Source organism: Saccharothrix variisporea (assembly GCF_003634995.1).
Taxonomy (GTDB): domain Bacteria; phylum Actinomycetota; class Actinomycetes; order Mycobacteriales; family Pseudonocardiaceae; genus Actinosynnema; species Actinosynnema variisporeum.
In genome coordinates, this window is the sequence record NZ_RBXR01000001.1 from 879301 (window position 1) to 897249 (window position 17949).

12 protein-coding genes are annotated in these 17949 nt (G+C 71.4%); 5 read left to right on the top strand and 7 right to left on the bottom strand.

Annotated features, from left to right (window positions below):
• Positions 1–12 precede the first annotated feature (12 nt).
• Positions 13–675, top strand: a complete 663-nt coding sequence (locus tag DFJ66_RS03915; RefSeq protein ID WP_121218022.1) for a hypothetical protein — start codon at positions 13–15, stop codon at positions 673–675.
• A gap of 677 nt (positions 676–1352) precedes the next feature.
• Here the strand turns inward: DFJ66_RS03915 and DFJ66_RS03920 are convergent.
• Complete coding sequence (locus DFJ66_RS03920) at positions 1353–2045, bottom strand: Crp/Fnr family transcriptional regulator (protein WP_121218024.1); 693 nt, start codon at positions 2043–2045, stop codon at positions 1353–1355.
• A 248-nt stretch (positions 2046–2293) separates the two neighbouring features.
• Between DFJ66_RS03920 and DFJ66_RS03925 the strand changes: the two genes are divergently transcribed.
• The gene (locus tag DFJ66_RS03925; RefSeq protein ID WP_170199125.1) at positions 2294–5065 is read left to right on the top strand and encodes an ATP-binding protein; all 2772 of its coding nucleotides are present in this window, start codon (positions 2294–2296) and stop codon (positions 5063–5065) included.
• On the opposite strand, the gene DFJ66_RS03930 is transcribed toward DFJ66_RS03925, so the two are convergent.
• The 5 genes from DFJ66_RS03930 to DFJ66_RS03950 form a co-directional block, all read right to left on the bottom strand.
• Positions 5058–6470 (bottom strand): permease prefix domain 1-containing protein, encoded by a 1413-nt coding sequence (locus DFJ66_RS03930; RefSeq protein ID WP_246029565.1) that lies wholly within the window; start codon positions 6468–6470, stop codon positions 5058–5060. The genes DFJ66_RS03925 and DFJ66_RS03930 overlap by 8 nt on opposite strands.
• Positions 6467–6823 carry a PadR family transcriptional regulator gene (locus DFJ66_RS03935; protein WP_121218028.1) on the bottom strand — a complete coding sequence of 119 codons (357 nt, stop codon included), beginning with the start codon at positions 6821–6823 and terminating at the stop codon, positions 6467–6469. Before DFJ66_RS03935 ends, DFJ66_RS03930 begins: the two co-directional genes overlap by 4 nt.
• 367 nt (positions 6824–7190) lie before the next feature.
• On the bottom strand, positions 7191–9923 hold the full coding sequence (locus DFJ66_RS03940; RefSeq protein ID WP_121218030.1) for an RICIN domain-containing protein: 2733 nt from the start codon (positions 9921–9923) through the stop codon (positions 7191–7193).
• A gap of 399 nt (positions 9924–10322) precedes the next feature.
• Entirely contained in the window at positions 10323–12308 is a 1986-nt protein-coding gene (ligA, locus tag DFJ66_RS03945; protein WP_121230612.1) for an NAD-dependent DNA ligase LigA, read from the bottom strand.
• Positions 12309–12398: 90 nt separating this feature from the next.
• Positions 12399–13340: a glutathione S-transferase family protein gene (locus DFJ66_RS03950; protein WP_246030161.1), complete on the bottom strand. Its 942-nt coding sequence runs from the start codon at positions 13338–13340 to the stop codon at positions 12399–12401.
• A 175-nt stretch (positions 13341–13515) separates the two neighbouring features.
• Between DFJ66_RS03950 and DFJ66_RS03955 the strand changes: the two genes are divergently transcribed.
• From DFJ66_RS03955 to DFJ66_RS03965, 3 genes are all read left to right on the top strand, one after another.
• Positions 13516–13842: a DUF6204 family protein gene (locus DFJ66_RS03955; RefSeq protein WP_121218034.1), complete on the top strand. Its 327-nt coding sequence runs from the start codon at positions 13516–13518 to the stop codon at positions 13840–13842.
• Between the two features lie 119 nt (positions 13843–13961).
• On the top strand, positions 13962–14849 hold the full coding sequence (locus DFJ66_RS03960; RefSeq protein WP_121218036.1) for a trypsin-like serine peptidase: 888 nt from the start codon (positions 13962–13964) through the stop codon (positions 14847–14849).
• Positions 14850–14930: 81 nt separating this feature from the next.
• A complete protein-coding gene (locus DFJ66_RS03965; RefSeq protein WP_121218039.1) occupies positions 14931–16421 on the top strand; it encodes a carboxylesterase/lipase family protein in 1491 nt (496 codons plus the stop codon).
• Positions 16422–16443: 22 nt separating this feature from the next.
• On the opposite strand, the gene DFJ66_RS03970 is transcribed toward DFJ66_RS03965, so the two are convergent.
• Complete coding sequence (locus tag DFJ66_RS03970; RefSeq protein WP_121218041.1) at positions 16444–17943, bottom strand: sialidase family protein; 1500 nt, start codon at positions 17941–17943, stop codon at positions 16444–16446.
• Positions 17944–17949: the final 6 nt, after the last annotated feature.

Below are 17949 nucleotides of genomic sequence, written 5' to 3' on the forward strand. Positions count from 1 at the left end.
GAACGAGGTGCTGTGTCCCGCAAACGCCCCACCGTGCCCGTCAAAGGCCCGAACTGGAAGCCCGCCGCCGGTTTCGTGACGGCTTTCGTGCTGGGCGTGGCCCTCGCCTTCCTGGTGAGCAGCTGGACCTCCGGTCCGAACGCCACCGAGCGCCGGATCGCCGAACTGCAGGAGGCCGAGGCACGCCGGGACGTCGAACAGATCGGCGCCCTGACCGACCTGGCCCGCGGCACCCGCGACCGCCTGACCCCGATGGTGGAAGGCATGGCCAAGGCCGCCCCGCCGGACTCGTCCAGCGGCACCGTGCCCAGCGCCGAAGAGGTCGGCAAGTGGCGAGACGCAGCAACGGCCGAACTGCGCCGCTACGCGGAAACCCCCTCCGCCGGCAACGGCGTGAACGTCGCCAGGACCGCGCTCAAGACGGCCGTCCAACAACTCGCGGTCGCGGTAGGCGGCTTCGAGGCAGCTTTGGACGCCCCGGACCCGTTGCGCGGCCGACTCGTGGGCTTGGCCTCGGAGCAACGCACGCTGGCCTTGCGCACTTGGTCGGTGGCGGCACTGCAACTCGACGTCATCAACATCGACGCGGGGCGCGGGCACGTGCATGTGCAACTCCCGGCAGGCCCCAACGCCACACCATTGGACTCCGAACCCGAAGGCAGCGGCCGACGCTAGACCCTTCCCGCGCACAGCGCGTGCTTTTCGGCGCGCGCAGCGCGCGGTGTCGTGGTCCCAACCACAGGTGGAGGGCCTCGGTTCCCCCGCCGTATGGCCTGCCCGAAGGGCTACCACGCTTTCGGTCGGGTGCAGCCGAATTTTTTGTGAGGAACGAGCAAAAAATTTAGCGGCACCCGGCCGAAAGTGTGGTTGGCTCCGCCAGGCCATGCGGTGGGGGAACCGACGCCCTTCACCCCCCGCTGGCGGCCTGCCGCGCGGCGAGCGCCGCTTTTCATCTTTCGAGCGCGCAGCGCGTTCGGCTTAAGAGCGAAGCGTTCAGTTCAAAGCTCTTAAAAGCGAAAAGCGCCTCGCCGGCGGGCAGGCCACCAAAGATGACTCAACTGCAACGGCGGGGGCTTCTTGCTTTTGCCATCTCCGTATGGCCTGGCGGAGCCTACCACAGATTTCCCCGGGTGCCGCTAAAACTTTTTGCTCGTTCCTCGCAAAAACTTTCGGCTGCACCCGGGGAAATCTGTGGTAGCCCTTCGGGCAGGCCATACGGAGATGACAAAAGCAAGAAGCCCAAGTTGAGTTGTGTCCCCTCCGGTGGACCGCCACTCGGCAAGGCGGACTGCCCACTCGGCAAGGCGGACTGCCACTCGCTGGCTTCGCCTAAGAGTGCGCTGCGCGGGTGTTCAGTGGTCCGGGGTTGGGTTGTCCGCGAAGTTGTGCAGGTGGTGCAGGTCCGGGATCAGGACGCCGCGTCGGGGGCTGGTTTCGACCACGCCTGCCGTCCGCAGTTCCGAGAACGCCTTCTCCGCTGTGCGCGGCTTCATGCCGGCGATCGACGCCAGCTCGACCTTGGTCAACGGGTAGCCGAGCGCCCATCCCCTCGGCGTGTGCAAACCGTGCAGCCGCACCAAGTGCAGCAACACCCGGGCCACTCGCGCCGCCGCCGGTAGGGACATCTCGCGGCGCAGGGCGTTGGCCCACCTCAGTTGTTCGGCGCCGATGCGTACCAGTTCCACCAGTACCTCGTCGTGCCAGCTCAGGAAGCGGGTCAGGTCGTCTGCCGGGATCTTGCGGGCGTCTACGGGGGCGCAGGTGATCACGCCTGCCGATCTGGGCTTGCCGTCCAAGGCCGCCATCTCGCCTACGAGGTCACCTCGGCACTTCACGGCCAGCAGGCCCGTGTCGCCGGTGGCGTCGGTGGCCACGACCTTGACCGCGCCGTCCAGGACCAGGACCGCGAAGCCGTCGTGGTCGCCCTCGCGGATGACCAGGTGGTTGGCCGGGTAGGTGACCGGGGTGCCGAGGTCGAGCACCAGCCTGCGTGTGGCTTCGGTGAGCCGGCCCAGGAGGCTGCGGCTCGGCCAGGTGTCCCCCATCGCCTCGGACTCCGTCTTGGTAGTCGATGTCGCGTGGCAACTCTTGCACAGGGCGGGGGTGGTTGTCGCCGGTGCGGTGGGAAGCGGTCCGGGTCGCCCCCAGGTCGGCCCGGACCGCTGTAGTCGGTGTCGGCCGCGGTACCGCCGTCACCCGATCGAGCGGTCTCGGCGCGTCTGGCGGCGGTGTCGCCGCACAGGCTGCCGAAAACCGCGTTTCACCGGCGTCTCATCGTGGGATGCTCGGCGCCGTGCCAGGGGTGGAGGTGCGCGTCCTCGGGCCGGTGGACGTGCGCGCACAGGGGGTACCGATCACGCTCGACCGGCCGCTGGAACGCGCGCTGGTCGCGCGGCTCGCGCTGGCCCGGGGCGCGGCGGTGTCCGACCAGCGGTTGGCCGAGGACCTGTGGGGTGACGGGGAACTGGCCCGGCCGCGGGAGCGCCTGCGGGTGCTGGTGTCGCGGCTGCGGGCCAGTCTCGGTGATGCGGCCGGCGCGGTGAGCCGGTCGGCGGCCGGGTACGCGCTCGACGCGGTGCCGGTGGACCTGGTGGCCGTGGAGGAGGCGGCAGGCCGGGTGCGGGACGCTGTGCGGGCCGGTGACGTGCAGCGTGTCCGGGGCGCGGCTGCGGAGGCGTTGGCGTGCTGGCGGGACACCGCGCTCGCCGACGTGCGCTCGGTGCCGTTCGCCGCCGCCGAAGGTGACCGGCTCGACGCCGTGCGGCTGGACTTGCTGGTCGAACGAGTGGACGCCGAGCTGGCGCTGGGCCTGACCGCAGACACCGCGACCCTCGCACCACTGGTCGCCGCGCACCCGCTGCACGAGCGCCTGGCGGGTCTGCTGGCCGTCGCGCACTACCGCGCGGGACGCCAGGCCGACGCGCTGGCCGTGCTGGCGGCGCTGCGCCGGACGCTGGCCGAAGAACTGGGCGTGGACCCCGCCCCGGACACCGCCGCGTTGGAACTGCGCCTGCTGCGCCACGACCCCGCCCTCGCGCCGCGCCCGCCCACGACCCGGTTACCCGTCCCGCCCACGGCCCTGTTCGGCCGTGACGGCGAGGTCGAGGCGCTGACCGAGCGGGTGAACCAGGCGCGCGTGGTGACGTTGACCGGTACGGCGGGCAGCGGCAAGACGCGGCTCGCGCTGGAGGTCGCGCGGCGGGTGTCCCGACCGGTGGTGTGGCTGGACCTGACGCCGTTGCGCGCGGTCGACGAGCTGACGCCGGCGTTGCTGGACGCGGTCGGACTCGAAGCGGGGCAAGGTGATCCGGTGCCGCGGATCGCCACCGCGCTGCGCGGCGCGCTGCTCGTCGTGGACAACGCCGAACACGTGGTGGACCCGGCCGCCGCCCTGCTGGGGCCGTTGCTGCGGCACGGCGACGGACTGTCGGTGCTGGTGACGTCCCAGCGACCGCTGCTGATCACCGGCGAGGAGGTGCACCGGGTCGGTCCGCTGCCCGCGCCGGCCGCCGTGGGGCTGTTCTGCGCCCGCAGCGACGCCGACCCCGGACCGGCGGTGGAGGCGATCTGCGCGGCCGTCGACCGGCTGCCGCTGGGCGTGGCGCTGGCTGCGGGCCTGACCCGGGTGCTGTCGGTGGAGCAGGTCGCGGCGCGGCTGGACGACCGGCTGCGGCTGCTGGTCGGCGGGTCGCGCGACGCCGGCGTGCGGCACACCAGCCTGCGGGCGGCGTTGGACTGGAGCCACGACCTGCTGGACGACTCGTCGCGGTCGGTGCTGCGGCAGCTCGCGGTGTTCGTCGGCGGGTGGACGCTGGAGGCGGCCGAGCGGGTGGTGTCCGGCGAGGGTGTCGCGGCGGCGGTGGCGGACCTGGTGGACCGGTCGCTGGTGACCGTGTCGGCGGGGCCCCGGTTCGGGATGTTGGAGACCGTGCGGCAGTACGCGTTGGACCGGCTCGCCGCGTCCGGCGAGGAGGAGGACGTGCGGGCGCGGCACCTGGCGTGGTGCGCCGCGCACGCGGCGGCCCACGACGTGCGGGAGGAGACCGCGCAGACCGTGGCGTCGTTGTTCGCCGAGTGGCCGAACCTGCTCAGCGCCCTGGAACACGCGCCCGGCACGCCGCGCGCCGCCGATGGCCTGCGGCTGGCGCTGTCGCTGGACGACGCGTGGATGGTGCGCGGCCAGTCCGCGCAGGTGCGGCGGATCTACGAGGCCTTGGTGGACGCGCCGGGCGTCACCGACTCGGAGCGGGTGCGGGCGCTGAGCAACTACGCGTTCGCCTGCGCGCAGTCCGGCCGGACCCTGATGGCGTCACACCTGCTGGACCGCGCCGAGAAGCTCGCGGTCGAGGACGACGAGCGGATGCGCGTGCTCTACCACCGGGGCGTGACCGAGATCGAACGCGGCCGACCGGCGGAGGCGCTGGTGCCGTTGCGCTCCGGGTTGGCGATCGCGGACCGGTTGGGGCGGCCGGTGTCGTCGTCGGCGTTCCTGTGCTCGATCGGGATGGCGTTGATGTGGTCGGGTGAATTGACGGAAGCCCTCGCGGCGCACACGAGGGCCAACGACATCGACCGTTCCCTGGACGACGAGCACGGGCTCGTGCGCGGGCTGGTCAACGAGGCCACCGTGCTGCTCGCGTCGGGCCGGGTGGCTGTCGCACTGGACCGCGTGGCCGAGGCCGAACGGCTGGCCGTGCGCCTGGGCGACACCGTCGGCCTGACCCACGTCGGCATGATCCGCGGCCGGGCCGCCACCGACCCGCACCAGGCCGCGGGGTTGTTCCGCGCGGTCCTGGCGCAGGCCGAGCCGGGCACGGACGCGGACCTGATCCGGGTGGACCTGGCGACCGCGTTGTTGCGGTCCGGCGACCGCGCCGGCGCTCAGTCCATCGTGGACGACCTGGTGGCCGGCCAGACCGAGGAGGGCTTGGTGTGGCTGGTGACCCGACCGGTCCTGGCCGCGTTGACCAAGGACCCCGAGCTGGCCGCGGCCACGGTGGTCGAGTACACCTCCCGCTCCTTCGGTTGGCCGCCATCCGTGAGCCTGCTGCGCCGGCTCACATGAAACCGAACACCGGCGGGAAGAGCAGGACCACCAGCCACGCCCACACCGCGTACACGGGCAGGTAGTTGGTCTGCCAGCGTTCCAGGGCCGCGAACGGGACCTTGCGGCGCACCAGGCCGAGCACCAGCCACGCCGACCACGCCAGGTTGGCCAGCAGGATCACGTTCTCCCCCAGCGCCGCCGCCTTGTTCGGCGTCGTCCCGTACTCGGTGATCCGACCGGTGATCTCCCACAGCACCACCGCGTCGATCAGCAGCGCGCTGACCACCAGGGCCAGTTGCAGCTTGTCGAACACGCCCGCCGGGGCCAGCGGGTCGCGGGCGGAGATCGTGTAGAGGAGCAAGGCCAGCACCACGACCAGCAGCAGGTCGAACAGGATCAGCGCCTCGCGCTCGACGTCGATGCCGGACGTGGTCACCACGAGCGTGACCAGGAAACCCAGTAGCACGGCGGTGAACAGCGGGGTGAACAGGCGCGTCAGGACGGGCGCGATGTTCTCCACCACGCTCTGCTTGGCCTCCACCAGCCACCCGGCCACCACGACCGCCGCCGCCGCGCCGCAGGGCGCGAGCCAGTGGGCGACGAAGGTCTCCGGTGACGTCCCGATCGCTGTGAACGTGCCGACCACGAACGCGATCAGCACACCACCGCCCAACCCGATCAGCACGTAGTACACGAACCACTCGCCGGTGAACCGCACGAAGTCCATGCGCCGGCGCGGGGAACGCACGTCGTCGGACACGTAGGCGAGCCCGACCGCGAACCACAGCGCGATGGGCAGGTGGATGCTGGTCAGCACGATCGACTGGGAGTCCTCGGCCAGCGGGAAGACGTTCGCCGCCACCGCGCCCAGCGCGAACAGCGCCACCAGGACGCCGATCATGGTTTTGCCGGCGTGTCGACGCCACGCCAGGAACCCCGCCAGCCACGGGAACGCGAACAGGCTCGCGTTGGGCGCGTAGAACTCCCCGTCCTGGCCGTAGTCCATCCCGAACAGCTCGGGCGCCTTGACCGACAGTGCCGCACCCGCGGCACACGCGACCAGCACCAGCAGCTCACGCCGCTTCCCCGAGCCCGCCGGCGCGTCGCCGTCCCCGGTCAGCACCAACTGCTTCCACAGCCGTTCGGAGTGCTCCCGGGCGAACTCGCGGGACAGCTCGTCCAGGCTGCCCATCCGCTTCACCGCGACCAGGAACGCCTCGTCCTCGCGCAGCCCGGCGCCGACCAGCTCGTCCACGGACCCACGCAGGTGGTCCTCCAGCTCCTCGACGTCACCGGCACTGAGCACCCGCCGCCGCTGCACGTAGGACCGCCACTGCGCGAACTGCGCCTCCAGGTCTCCACCGCCGCCGCCCGGACCGCTGCCATCCGGACCACTGGCACCCGGACCACTGCCGCCGCTCATACCGGCACCACCGCGAACGGCTGCGCGTCCCCGCGCCAGATCTCCTTCAGCGCGCCGACCACGGTCTCCCACTGCCGCCGCTGCTCCGCCAACTCGGCCAACCCGCTCTCCGTGACCCGGTAGTACTTCCGCCGCCGCTCCCCGGCCACGGCCTGCCAGCTGGACTCGACGTACCCCAGCCGTTCCAGGCGGTGCAGGAGCGGGTAGAGCAGCCCTTCCGTCCAGTCCAGCTCCCCGCCGGACAGCTCGTTGATCCGCCGCAGGATCGCGTACCCGTAGCTGTCCGCCTCGGCGAGGATGCCCAGCACCATCGGCGTGGCCGAGGCGGCCACAAGGTCCTTCGCGACTTTCACCGCACCTCCACCCTAGATGTGTGATGCATAGTAGTTCTAGGTATCGCGCGTCGCAACGTCCCCGCCGGTGGGCGGCCGAACGGAGGAAAGCGACGGGCCGGCTAAAGGACGCCACCGACCGGGCGGCTCACGGCGGTCGGCGGCTCGCGGCTCGCGGCGGCTGGCGGGAGGCCGGCGGCAGGAAGCGAGCGGCAGGAGGCGGCCGGCACGAGGCGGGCGGCAGGAAGCGAGCGGCAGGAGGCGGCCGGCACGAGGCGGGCGGCAGGAGGCCAGCGGCAGGAGGCCGGCGGCAGGAGGCCGGGGCAGGAGGCCGGGGCAGGAGGCCGGCGGCGGGCGGGCAGGGGGAGCCGTCCGCCGCCGGCCGGTGTTACCGCAGGGTCCACCGCTGCAAGGCGACCCCGGTGTCGGTCACCTGCACGAGACCGTTCGTCGAACCAGTCCCGGTCGGGGCGAGGCTCAGGTTGCTGTGCTTGGCCCTGAACGCATACGCGTCCGCCGTCCCGCTGATGCGCCAGCGCTGGTTGTCCGCGCCGTTGCACGTCTGCTGGGTCACGGCCGCGCCCGAACTGGTGGAGCTGCCGGACACGCCCGCGCACAGACCATTACCGACATTGCGGATCTCGTACGTCCCGTCGGTCTGCGCGGTCAGCTGGAACCGCTGGTTGTTGCCGCCGTGGTACGCATACTGGATCAACTGCGTGCCCACGGTGGTCGAGCTGGCGGGCACATCCGCCACCAGGCCGGAACCGTTGTTGGACAACGTGTAGATGCCGTTGGCGGGCGGCTGCGGAGCCGGGATCGCCTGGGGCGTCGGCAAGGTGACCCCACTGGCGGTCACCGAGAAGGACGACGACGTCGACTGGCTGCCGGTGCGGACGTTCAGCACCCCGCCGGCGAAGTACCAACCGGTGGCCGCCGCGTCGTACTCCGCCTGCGTGCTGTACCGGGTCAACGCGGCAGACCCGAGCGTCACCGACGTCGGCGCGCCGGCCACGTGCACGGCCAGTTCATACCCGCGCGAGGCGGGCTTTCCGACATAAGAGCCGTTCGACGCCCCCACCGTCACGGTCACGTTGCCGGTCCCACTCGAAGGGGCAGCCACCGTCACGTTCTGCTTTGCGTAGGACCCCGAAGCGAACTGCCGGGTCACCCCGTCGTCCTCGTACAGCTCGAACGACGAGTTCCCGCGCGGGTGCACGTCGAACGTGATCGGGGTCTTCGGCTTCTCGCCGCTGTAGTTCATCTGCGGCCACATCGGCACGATCGCCCCACCCCGCACGAACAGCGGCAGCCGGTCCAGCGGGGCGTTGTACCCGTCGAACGTCCCCGGCCCCTGGTACACCGTGCCGGTCCAGTAGTCCGTCCACGTCCCGGCCGGCAGGTAGATCCCGTTCCGCACCGAACCCGCCGACGTGACGGGAGCGACCAGGAACGCGTCGCCGGCCATGAACTGCTGGCTGGTCTGGTTGCCCCGCGCGACCGGGTCGTTCGGGTACTCCAGCACCATCGCCCGGGTCGAGGGCACGCCGGTCTCGTGCGCCACCCGCGACATCGTGTAGAAGTACGGCATCAGCCGCATCTTCAGCTTCAGGTACTTGCGGTTGATCGCCTGGTGCGCCGCGTCGAACCGCCACGGCTGCTTGTCGTTGTACCCGGCGGACGGGTTGGTCGGGCCCCACCCGGACATCGACATCATGACCGGGGTGAACGCCTTCCACTGCAGGTCGCGGGAGTACGTGTCGGGGCTGCCCGAGAAGATGCCGTCCACGTCACCGGCCGCGTAGTTCAGCGCCGAGAGCCCGGCCCCGGTGATCGCGGGGACGTGGAAGCGCATGTTGTTCCAGTCGCCCTCGGTGTCACCGGTCCACACGACGGCGTTGCGCTGGGTCCCGGCCCAGCCGTCCACGGTCCACACGAACCGCCGGGCGTCGCTGTTGTTCTCGATCCCGGCGACCGCCGACGCCACGCCGTCGAACGCGCCCTGGTAGCCGCTGCCGACCCACGCCACGTCCGTCTTGACCATCCGGGTGCCGGCGGTGCCGACCTCCCAGCCGATGTTCGACAGCGACCGCTGGGTCCACAGGCCGGTCTGGAAACCCCTGTCCTTCAACGCGGTCACGGTCTGCGGGAGGTCCACGTACTCGCAGCCGTACCCGTCGTTGGGCAGGAACCAGCCCGACGGCATGTCCGCCGCCCGCGCCTGGTCGGCGTACTTGACCACGTCCGGGGTGCGCACGTGGTCGGCCCGGTTCTTGGTGCCGGTGTAGGTGGAGCTGCTGGTGTTCCAGCAGTCCGCGTGACCCATCTCGAAACCGTAGATCGGGGCCAGGAACGGCTTGCCGGTCACGTCGGTGTACCGGTCGAGCACGTCCTTGAGGCCGCCCGCGAAGTACACGGCGTCGAACCGGTTCTCGTTGTGCGTGGTCTGCACGGTCGGCCCGAACGCGTAGCTGCCCGGGGCCCACGTGTTGCGGACGACGCCGTACCCGTTGGTGGACATGTAGAACGGGGCGGGGCTGGCGTTGTCGCCCTCGTTCCAGTGGTTGTCGATCGCCACGGGGACGGTCAGGTCGCGCAACGCCCAGGCACCCAGCCGGAGGCCCGTGCCGTAGAACTGCTCGTCCGCCTGGCGGGTCAGGCGTTGCCGCGCCTGGCCGTCGCCCCACGACAGGCCGGAGGACTCGGCCCAGACCAGGGTGGCGTTGTCCTTTTTGTACAGGGCGAACGTCAGCGGTGACTTGTACGCGCGCAGCACGACCGAGGCGGTCTCGATCTTCTGGTACGTGCCCGCGTCGGTCACCGTGACGGGCACGGTGCCGAAGTTGGTGCCGGTGAGGATCTTGCCGTTGCCCGGGTCGGTGTAGGAGCCGCCGGGCGCGAGGTGCAGCCGGAACACGTCGGGTTGCAGGAAGCTGACCCGGACCTGGTCGGCGCCGGCGGTGAGGGTCACCGTCGAGCCGTTCTGGCTGGTGGCGGTCAGGGTGCCGAGGGTCGTGGTGACGGCCCGGGCAGGGGCGGACAGGCCGAGGGTGAGCAGGGGTGCGGCCAGGGCGGCCACGAGCAGCCGTCGTGGTCTGGATGAACCGGACAGTGGTCGCATCGCAGGGTTTCCGATCATTCCGTGACAGGAGGTTGAGCAGAAGTGCACGAAAACACGGCGAACTGTACTCAAATCTCCACCCGGTACCCAAGGGTCCGGCGGCGAAAAGACCCCGGCCGATCGTTCGGAATCGGTTCGGCGGATGATCCGATGTTCAACCGGCCAGGCGCAGGCCGACGGCGGCACGCCCCAGGGCCGCCACCGTCAGCGCCCAGGGGCGACGCTGACGGTGGCGGCGGCGACCTTCTTGGTGCGCCACGGCGGGCATGCCCGAGCCACAGCAGGAACAACGGCCACACCAACGCCCGCCCGCGAGGTTCCACATCAACGCGGACACGGTCGGCGACTACGCTGTTAACGCGCGTTCGCGAACATCACCGACCAACGCGTCACCCAGGGCTACACGATGCCCGCCGTGATCAGCTGGGACCAGATCTCGCCCTGGTCCACCACGGTCACGCCGAGCTTCTCGGCCTTGGTCAGCTTGCTCGCGCCGACGTCCGCGCCGGTGATCAGCAGGTCGGTGTTCGCCGACACCGAGGACGCGGCGGTCGCGCCGGCCTTCTCGCACAGGCGTTGGAAGGTCGGGCGCGGGACCTTCTCGCCCGAGCGCGGGTCGCTGATCGCGCCGGTGATCACGACCGTCTTGCCGGCCAGCGGCGCGTCCGAGGCGACCACGGGCGGCAGGTCCTCGTCCCGCACGTCCAGCGAGACCCCGTTGGCGCGCAGGCGTTCCAGCTCGGGGCGCAGGCGTGTCAGGTGTTCGTGCAGGGACGCGGCGACCTTCGGCCCGATGTCCTCCACGGCCACCAGCTGCTCCTCGGAGGCGTCGGCGACCTCCTCCAGCGACCGGAAACCCGCGCGGCACAACCGGGTCGCGGTGCCCTCGGAGGCCATCGGGATCGCCAGACCGATCAGCGCCCGGCGCAGGCCGACCCCGCGGCTGGCGTCGATCGACTCGACCATGCGCGCGGCGGACACCTCGCCGATGCGGTCGAACTCCAGCAGTTGGTCCTGGGTCAGCCGGTAGAAGTCCGACGGGTGCTCCAGCAGGCCCGCCTCGGCCAGGCGTTCGATCCACTTCGGACCGACGGCGTCGATGTCGGCCGCCGCCCGCGACGCCCAGTGCACCAGCCGCCGCACGGTCTGCGCCGGGCACGCCAGGTTGGTGCAGAACAGCTCCCGGCTGTTGCCCTGCTCGACCAGCGCCTGGCCGCACGACGGGCACACCACCGGCGGCACGATCTCCCGCTCGGCCCCGGTCCGCGCCGACTCGTCCAGCACGCCCGCCACGAACGGGATCACGTCGCCTGCGCGGCGCACCAGCACCGTGTCGCCGATGCGGATGCCGCGCGCCCGGATGACCTCCTGGTTGGCCAGGGTGGCACGGGTGACCGTGGTGCCGCCGACGAACACCGGTTCCAGCACCGCGACCGGCGCGATCTTGCCGGTCTTGCCGACGTCCCAGACCACGTCGGCCAGCACGGTCGTCTTCTCCTCGGCGGCGAACTTGAACGCCAGCGCGCCGCGCGGCGAGTTGGAGCGGGTGCCGGCGGCGGCGTAGGCGTCCCGGTCGGCCAGCCGCAGCACGGCCCCGTCGAGGTCGTAGTCGAGGTCGTTGCGCTGCCGCTCGATCTCGGCGATGACGGCTTGGGCGGACTCGGCGTCCGTGCAGTGGCGCATGTCGGCTACGGCGAACCCGAGTGTGCGCAGGCCCTGCTCCAGGTCTGTCGCGGCGGTGCCCGCGTCGAGGTCGAAGGAGAAGAACTGGAGTCGGCGCTCGGCGACGGTGGCCGGGTCCTTGGCGCGCAGCGTGCCGGCGGCGGCGTTGCGCGGGTTGATCAGCGGTTTGTCCGGGTGGGCGGTGTTGTAGGCGGCGAAGGTGGAGCGCAACATGACCGCCTCGCCGCGTACCTCGACCCGTCCGGGCGCGTCGACGTGGAGTGGCACCCCGTCCACCAGGGCCTTGACCAGCACCGTCACGTCGTCCCCGGTCGTGCCGTCCCCGCGGGTGACCGCCCGTGCGAGCCGCCCGTCCTCGTAGACCACGGCCAGCGACAGCCCGTCGAGCTTGGGCATGACCACGACGGGTTGGCCGGGGAACCGGTCGAAGAACGCCGCCACCTGCTCGGGCTTGGTCGCCTTCTCCAGCGACAGCATGGGCCGCGAGTGCCGCACGGGGGCGTGCAGCACCGCCGGCGCGCCGACCTGGTCCAGGGGGTTGGGATCGGGCGCGAACTCCGGGTGCGCCGCGACCAGCTCCCGCAACTCGTCCTCGATCGCGTCGTACTCGGCGTCCGCCACCTTGGGCGAGCCGCTGTAGTACGCGTCCCGCAGCACCACGACCTGGTCCGCGAGTTCCTGAATGCGCTCCCGTACGTCCACGGCCAAGACGCTACCGCCGACCACCGACAAAAACCCGAGGACGGGTCGCTTGTGGACGGCCGGCGGACGTGGTCGCGGGTGGTGCGGCGGTCAGGCGGCGACGCGTTCCGACTCGCGGACCGGACCGGGCGGGGTGCCGTCGCCGAACGGTCGCCCGCCGAGCGACTCGCGCCCGTGCGGGGTGGTCCAACCCGCCAGGTCGGGCCCCTTCGGCACGATCTGCGTCGGGTTGATGTCCTTGTGCACCACGTAGTAGTGCTGCTTGATCTGCTCGAAGTCCACCGTGTCCCCGAACCCCGGCGTCTGGAACAGGTCCCGCGCGTACCCCCACAGGTTCGGCATCTCGACCAGCTTGTTCCGGTTGCACTTGAAGTGCCCGTGGTAGACCGCGTCGAAGCGCACGAGCGTGGTGAACAGCCGCACGTCGGCCTCGGTGATCGTGTCGCCGACCAGGTACCGCCGAGACCCCAACCGCTCCTCCAGCCAGTCCAGCGCCACCCACAGCCGGTCGTAGGCCTCGTCGTAGGCCTCCTGGCTGCCGGCGAACCCGCACCGGTACACCCCGTTGTTGACCTCGGTGAACACCCGCTGGTTGACCTCATCGACCTCGTCCCGGTGCGCCGCGGGCAGCAGGTCGGGAGCGCCGGGTCGGTGGTACTCGCGCCACTCGGTGGACAGGTCCAGGGTGATCTGGGCGAAGTCGTTGGTGACCACCGCGCCGGTCGTGGTGTCCACGATGGCGGGCACGGTGATGCCGCGCGGGTACTCCGGGTCGCGCTTGAAGTACGCCTCCTGCAGGCGTTCGATGCCCAGCACGGGATCCCGGCCGCCGGGGTCGAGGTCGAAGGTCCAGGACCGGGCGTCGTGGACGGGGCCGGCCAGGCCGAGCGAGAGCACGTCCTCCAACCCCAGCAACCGGCGCACGATGATCGACCGGTTGGCCCACGGGCACGCCCGCGCGGCGATCAGGCGGTAGCGGCCGGGCTCGACCGGGAAGCCGTCCCGGCCGTCGGCGGTGATCCGGGTGCTGATGTACCTGGTGTCCCGGGTGAACGCCTTGCCCTTGACCGAGTAGGTGCCGCCCGTGCCGTGCTCGGGGTGGTCGTTCGCTTCGCTCACGAATACGAGCCTACGCCGTTCCGCCCACGCCGCACCCCCGGGCAATATCGGTTGCCCGCACCCGCGCCGATCACCGACGATCACCGCCATGCCCGAGCACACCTACCGCGTGCTGGTGCGCGGCCGGTTCACCGACCTCGACGACGCCGGCCGCGCCCGCCTCCTCGCCGCCGCCGACCGGCACAGCGTCCTCACCAACGGGTTCAGCGAGGAGGGCGCGCTGTCCTACGACCGCTCGCTGGACTTCTTCAGCTTCCGGGTGCAGCTGCGCGCCGAGGCCCGGGACGACGACCGCGAGGTGTGCGCGGAGGGCCTGCGCCGGGCCGCCCGGGCGGTGGAGTCCTACGGTGTGGACTTCCGGGACATGAAGGCGTCGGCCACCGACGTGGACCTGATCAAGGTCCGGCGCCGCTGACCGTCCACAGTGGACCAGCACAACGTCACCCGTTCGGCCGGAACGCCCCTCCCACGGTCTTGAGTAACTTTCACGTCACGGTCCCCTGCCGTTGATCGACCCACGAGAGGTGGAAGATCATGAACCGTGCCGTGAAACGCCTGATCACCCTGGCGAGCGCGTTATCCCTGTCCCTGGTGGCCCTCCCCGCCGCGCACTCCGCACCGGGCACCTACTGGACACCCGAACGCATGCGTTCCGCCGTCCCCCTGGACACCCTGACGGTCAGCCCGTCCGCCCTGCGCACCACCGTCGCCACCGGCGCCCCGACCACGATCGAACCCCTGGCCTTCCCCAACGGGGGCAGCGCCTGGACCGGCGGCGGGGCCGTCGTCAAGACCGCGGGCCGGGTGTTCTTCACCTACCAGGGCCGCAACGCCTCGTGCAGCGGCAACGCCGTGACCAGCGCGAACAAGAGCACCGTGATCACCGCCGGGCACTGCGTCAAGCTGGACGGCGCCTACCACACCAACGTCGCCTTCGTCCCGGCGTACAACAACGGCAACGCGCCCTACGGCACGTGGAACGCCCGCGCCACCTACGCCACGCCGCAGTGGGACGCCTCGGAGGACATCAACTACGACATCGGCTCGATAGTCGTGGGCCAGGTGGGCGGCCAGTACCTGACCGACGTCGTGGGCGCCCAGGGCATCGCGTTCAACCAGGCCAAGGCGGACAACATGTACGCCTTCGGCTACCCGGCAGCCTCCCCGTACGACGGCACCAAGCTCGTCTACTGCAGCGGCACGACGTTCAACGCCTTCCTCAGCAACGGCATCGGCATGACGTGCAACATGACCGGTGGCGCCAGCGGCGGACCGTGGTTCAAGACGTTCTCGGAGGCCACGGGCACGGGCACGCTGAACTCGGTGAACAGCTACAAGATCAACTTCTTCCCGAACTGGATGTTCGGCCCGTACTTCGGCGCCGACGCCCAGAACCTCTACGCCAAGGCCCAGGCCGCCTGACCCGTGACCCGGACCCCGGCCGCCACCGGGGTCCGGCCTAAATCGCTCGCCCGCGCACCGGGTGACGAGCATGATCGCCCGGTGCATCCCGAAGTCCGCACGTCGGCCGGCAGCGTGCGCGGCACGACCGAGCACGGCGTCTCCGCCTTCCGCGGCATCCCCTTCGCCGAGCCGCCGGTGGGCGCGCTGCGGTTCGCCGCCCCGCGCCCGGTCCGCGCCTGGGACGGCGTGCGGGAAGCCACCACCTTCGGCCCGCCACCGCCCCAAGCCGGCGTGTTCGGCATGGACGCCCTCTCGGAGGACGCCGGCGACGACTGGCTGACGGTCAACGTGTGGTCGCCCGACCCCGGTCCGAGCGCCGGGCTCCCGGTCATGGTGTGGATCCAGGGCGGCGCCTACACGATCGGCACCGGCAGCCTGCCGGAGTACGACGGCGTCCGGCTCGCCCGCCACGGCGTCGTGGTCGTGACCTTCAACTACCGGGTCGGGCTCGAGGGGTTCGCCCAGGTCGACGGCGCTCCGGCCAACCGGGGGCTGCTCGACCAGGTGGCCGCGCTGGAGTGGGTGCGCGACAACATCACGGCGTTCGGCGGCGACCCGGACCTGGTCACGGTCTTCGGCCAGTCCGCGGGCGGCGGGTCGGTCGCGGCCCTGTTCGGGATGCCGCGGGCGCGGGGGCTGTTCCGGCGGGCCATCGTGCAGAGCGCGCCGGGGACGTTCTTCACGCCCGAGCTGGCCGCCGACATCGCCGCCGCGTGCGCCGCTGAACTGGGATTTCGGCCCACGGTGGCCGACCTGTCGACGGTCGCGCCCGCCCTCCTGCCCGCAGCCAGCGACGCCGTGACGGCCGACATCACCCGGTGGGCACCCCGGTGGGGCCAGGCCGCACCGCGGTCGATCCTGTTCTCCCCGGTGGTCGACGGCGAGGTCCTGGTCACCACCCCGTGGCGGGCGTTGGCCGAGGGCGCGGGCCGTGACGTCGACCTGCTCGCCGGGCACACCCGCGACGAGCAGCGCTTGCTGACCGCGCTGGACGGGCAGCTCGGCCAGGTCACGGAGGAGCAGGCGGCGACCGCGCTGGCCACCTTCGCCCCGGACCCCGATCGGTACCGGGAGGCGTTCCCGTCCGCCGAGCAGCAGTACGAGGTGGTCCTGTCGGACTGGCTGTTCCGCATGCCGACCTACCACCTGGCCGTCGCCCAGGAAGCCGCCGGCGGCCGGGTGCACCTCTACGAGCTGACCTGGCCCGCGCCCGGCATGGGTGGCGCGCTCGGCGCGTGCCACGGGCTGGACGTGCCGCTGGTGTTCGGCAACCTGACCAGCGGCCAACCCGCCGCGCTGCTCGACGGCTCCCCGGAAGCGGAGGACGTCTCTTCCGCGATGCGGACCGCCTGGACGGCCTTCGCCACCCACGGCGACCCGGGCTGGCCCGTCTACGACGCCACCCGCCGCCCGACCCGCCTGTTCGACGTCCGGTCGACCGTCACGACCTACCCCGAGGAGACCTCCCGCGAGATCTGGCGGGAGCACACCTTCGGCCCGCTCCCCCTCGTGCTGCCCGGCTCCCCGTGAGCGCGGGGAGCCGGGCGGTGGCTCAGCCCTGGTCCAGGCGCACGGCGTGCACGTCGGCGCCATCGGCGATGGTCGAGGTGAAGAACGCGATCACGTCGTCGCCCGAGATGGTCTCCAAGCCCATGTAGTCACCGAGGAACAGCCCGCGCGGCACATCGGGGGCCGCCCACGAGATCGGTGCCCGGTAGTGGTCGAACGGGCCGTGCAGGTGCTGTTCGGGGTCCCAGCTCGCCGTGCCGTCGTGGGAGTGCCGCACCCACACGTCGGTGGTGGCGATTCCGTCACCCAGCACGTTGTTCCGGTCGTCGAAGTAGGTCAGGGTGACCATGCCCGTGTCGGACACGTCGATGGCGTGGTTGTAGGACTGCACGCCCGGACCACCCGTGGCCACCACCGTCGGACCGGTCCAGTGCCGGCCGCCGTCGGTGGACTTGGCCAGCACGACCCGGTTCACCGACGTGCCCAGCGCGTCGGCCCACACCACGTAGATCGCGCCGGAGGTCATGTCCACGGCGATGTCGGGGATGTAGTCCCCGGCCCGGATCGGGAAGCCGTTGTCGGGCGCGACCAGTTGGGCGAACGAGATGGGGGCGATCTTGGTGGGCGCGGACCAGTGCAGCCCGGCGTCGGTCGAGCGCATGACGCCCATGTAGACGCCCTTGTCGTTGGGCTGGATGCCGGCGCCGGTGAACAGGTTCGCGGCGACGTTGTAGAGGGTGCCGTCCGGACCGACCGCGATCTGGTTGCCCTGGAAGTACGCGTTCGAGTCGCGCATCGACACCGGCGTGGACCAGGTCAGGCCGCCGTCTGTCGTCCGGGAGAACATCGGCTTGCCGCGGTAGGCGGCGGAGTGCAGGTCGGCGGACGGGCTCTGCTGCCCTTCGTTGGGGTAAGACCCGCGGATCCAGGTCGCGTAGGCGTAGCCGGGGCGGGTCGGGTCGCCGGTGATGGAGACCTTGTCGTTGAACACGCCCCGCGACCCGTCGTCCTCCTGGATGATCGTCGGTGGCCGCCACGTGCCGGTGGCGCGGTCGAAGCTGGTCACCGAGATGGCGGACAGGCCGAGCGCGGCCGAGTCGATGGGTTGGCCGATGAAGTAGGCGGTGCCGCCGCCGTCGTAGGTGACCCACGGGTCGGTCACGCGGCCGAACCGGGTGGGACCGCCCTGGCAGGCGCTCCACGGCACGTCCGGCAGCTTGGCCCAGTTGGCGCCGCCGTCGTGGGTGATCCAGGAGGACAGGCCGCGCGCGCCGCCGTCGGGCCAGCGGTCCTGCTGGCTCGCGCCGATCATCTCGTCGGGGTCGGTGGGGTTGACCGCGACCTGCGGCTCGACCTCGGCGCCGTCGTAGGCCTCGGCGAAGTCGGCGGACGCGCCGAACGGGCAGGCGGTGAGCGCGGACGGTCCGCTGACCAGGACGTCCGGGCCGGCCGCGAAGGGCGCGGCGGACGCGCCGGGTGCCGCGGTCAGCACGATCAGGGGTACGACCGCCGCGGCGGCGGCGAGCCGTGAACTCTTGTGCATGGAGGT

What these genes read in the sequence shown, in the direction of transcription:
- DFJ66_RS03920 (WP_121218024.1), bottom strand. Translation starts at nt 2,045, where the DNA reads ATGGGGGACACCTGGCCGAGCCGCAGCCTCCTGGGCCGGCTCACCGAA.
- DFJ66_RS03930 (WP_246029565.1), bottom strand. Translation starts at nt 6,470, where the DNA reads ATGAGCGGCGGCAGTGGTCCGGGTGCCAGTGGTCCGGATGGCAGCGGT.
- DFJ66_RS03940 (WP_121218030.1), bottom strand. Translation starts at nt 9,923, where the DNA reads ATGCGACCACTGTCCGGTTCATCCAGACCACGACGGCTGCTCGTGGCC.
- DFJ66_RS03955 (WP_121218034.1), top strand. Translation starts at nt 13,516, where the DNA reads ATGCCCGAGCACACCTACCGCGTGCTGGTGCGCGGCCGGTTCACCGAC.
- DFJ66_RS03960 (WP_121218036.1), top strand. Translation starts at nt 13,962, where the DNA reads ATGAACCGTGCCGTGAAACGCCTGATCACCCTGGCGAGCGCGTTATCC.
- DFJ66_RS03970 (WP_121218041.1), bottom strand. Translation starts at nt 17,943, where the DNA reads ATGCACAAGAGTTCACGGCTCGCCGCCGCCGCGGCGGTCGTACCCCTG.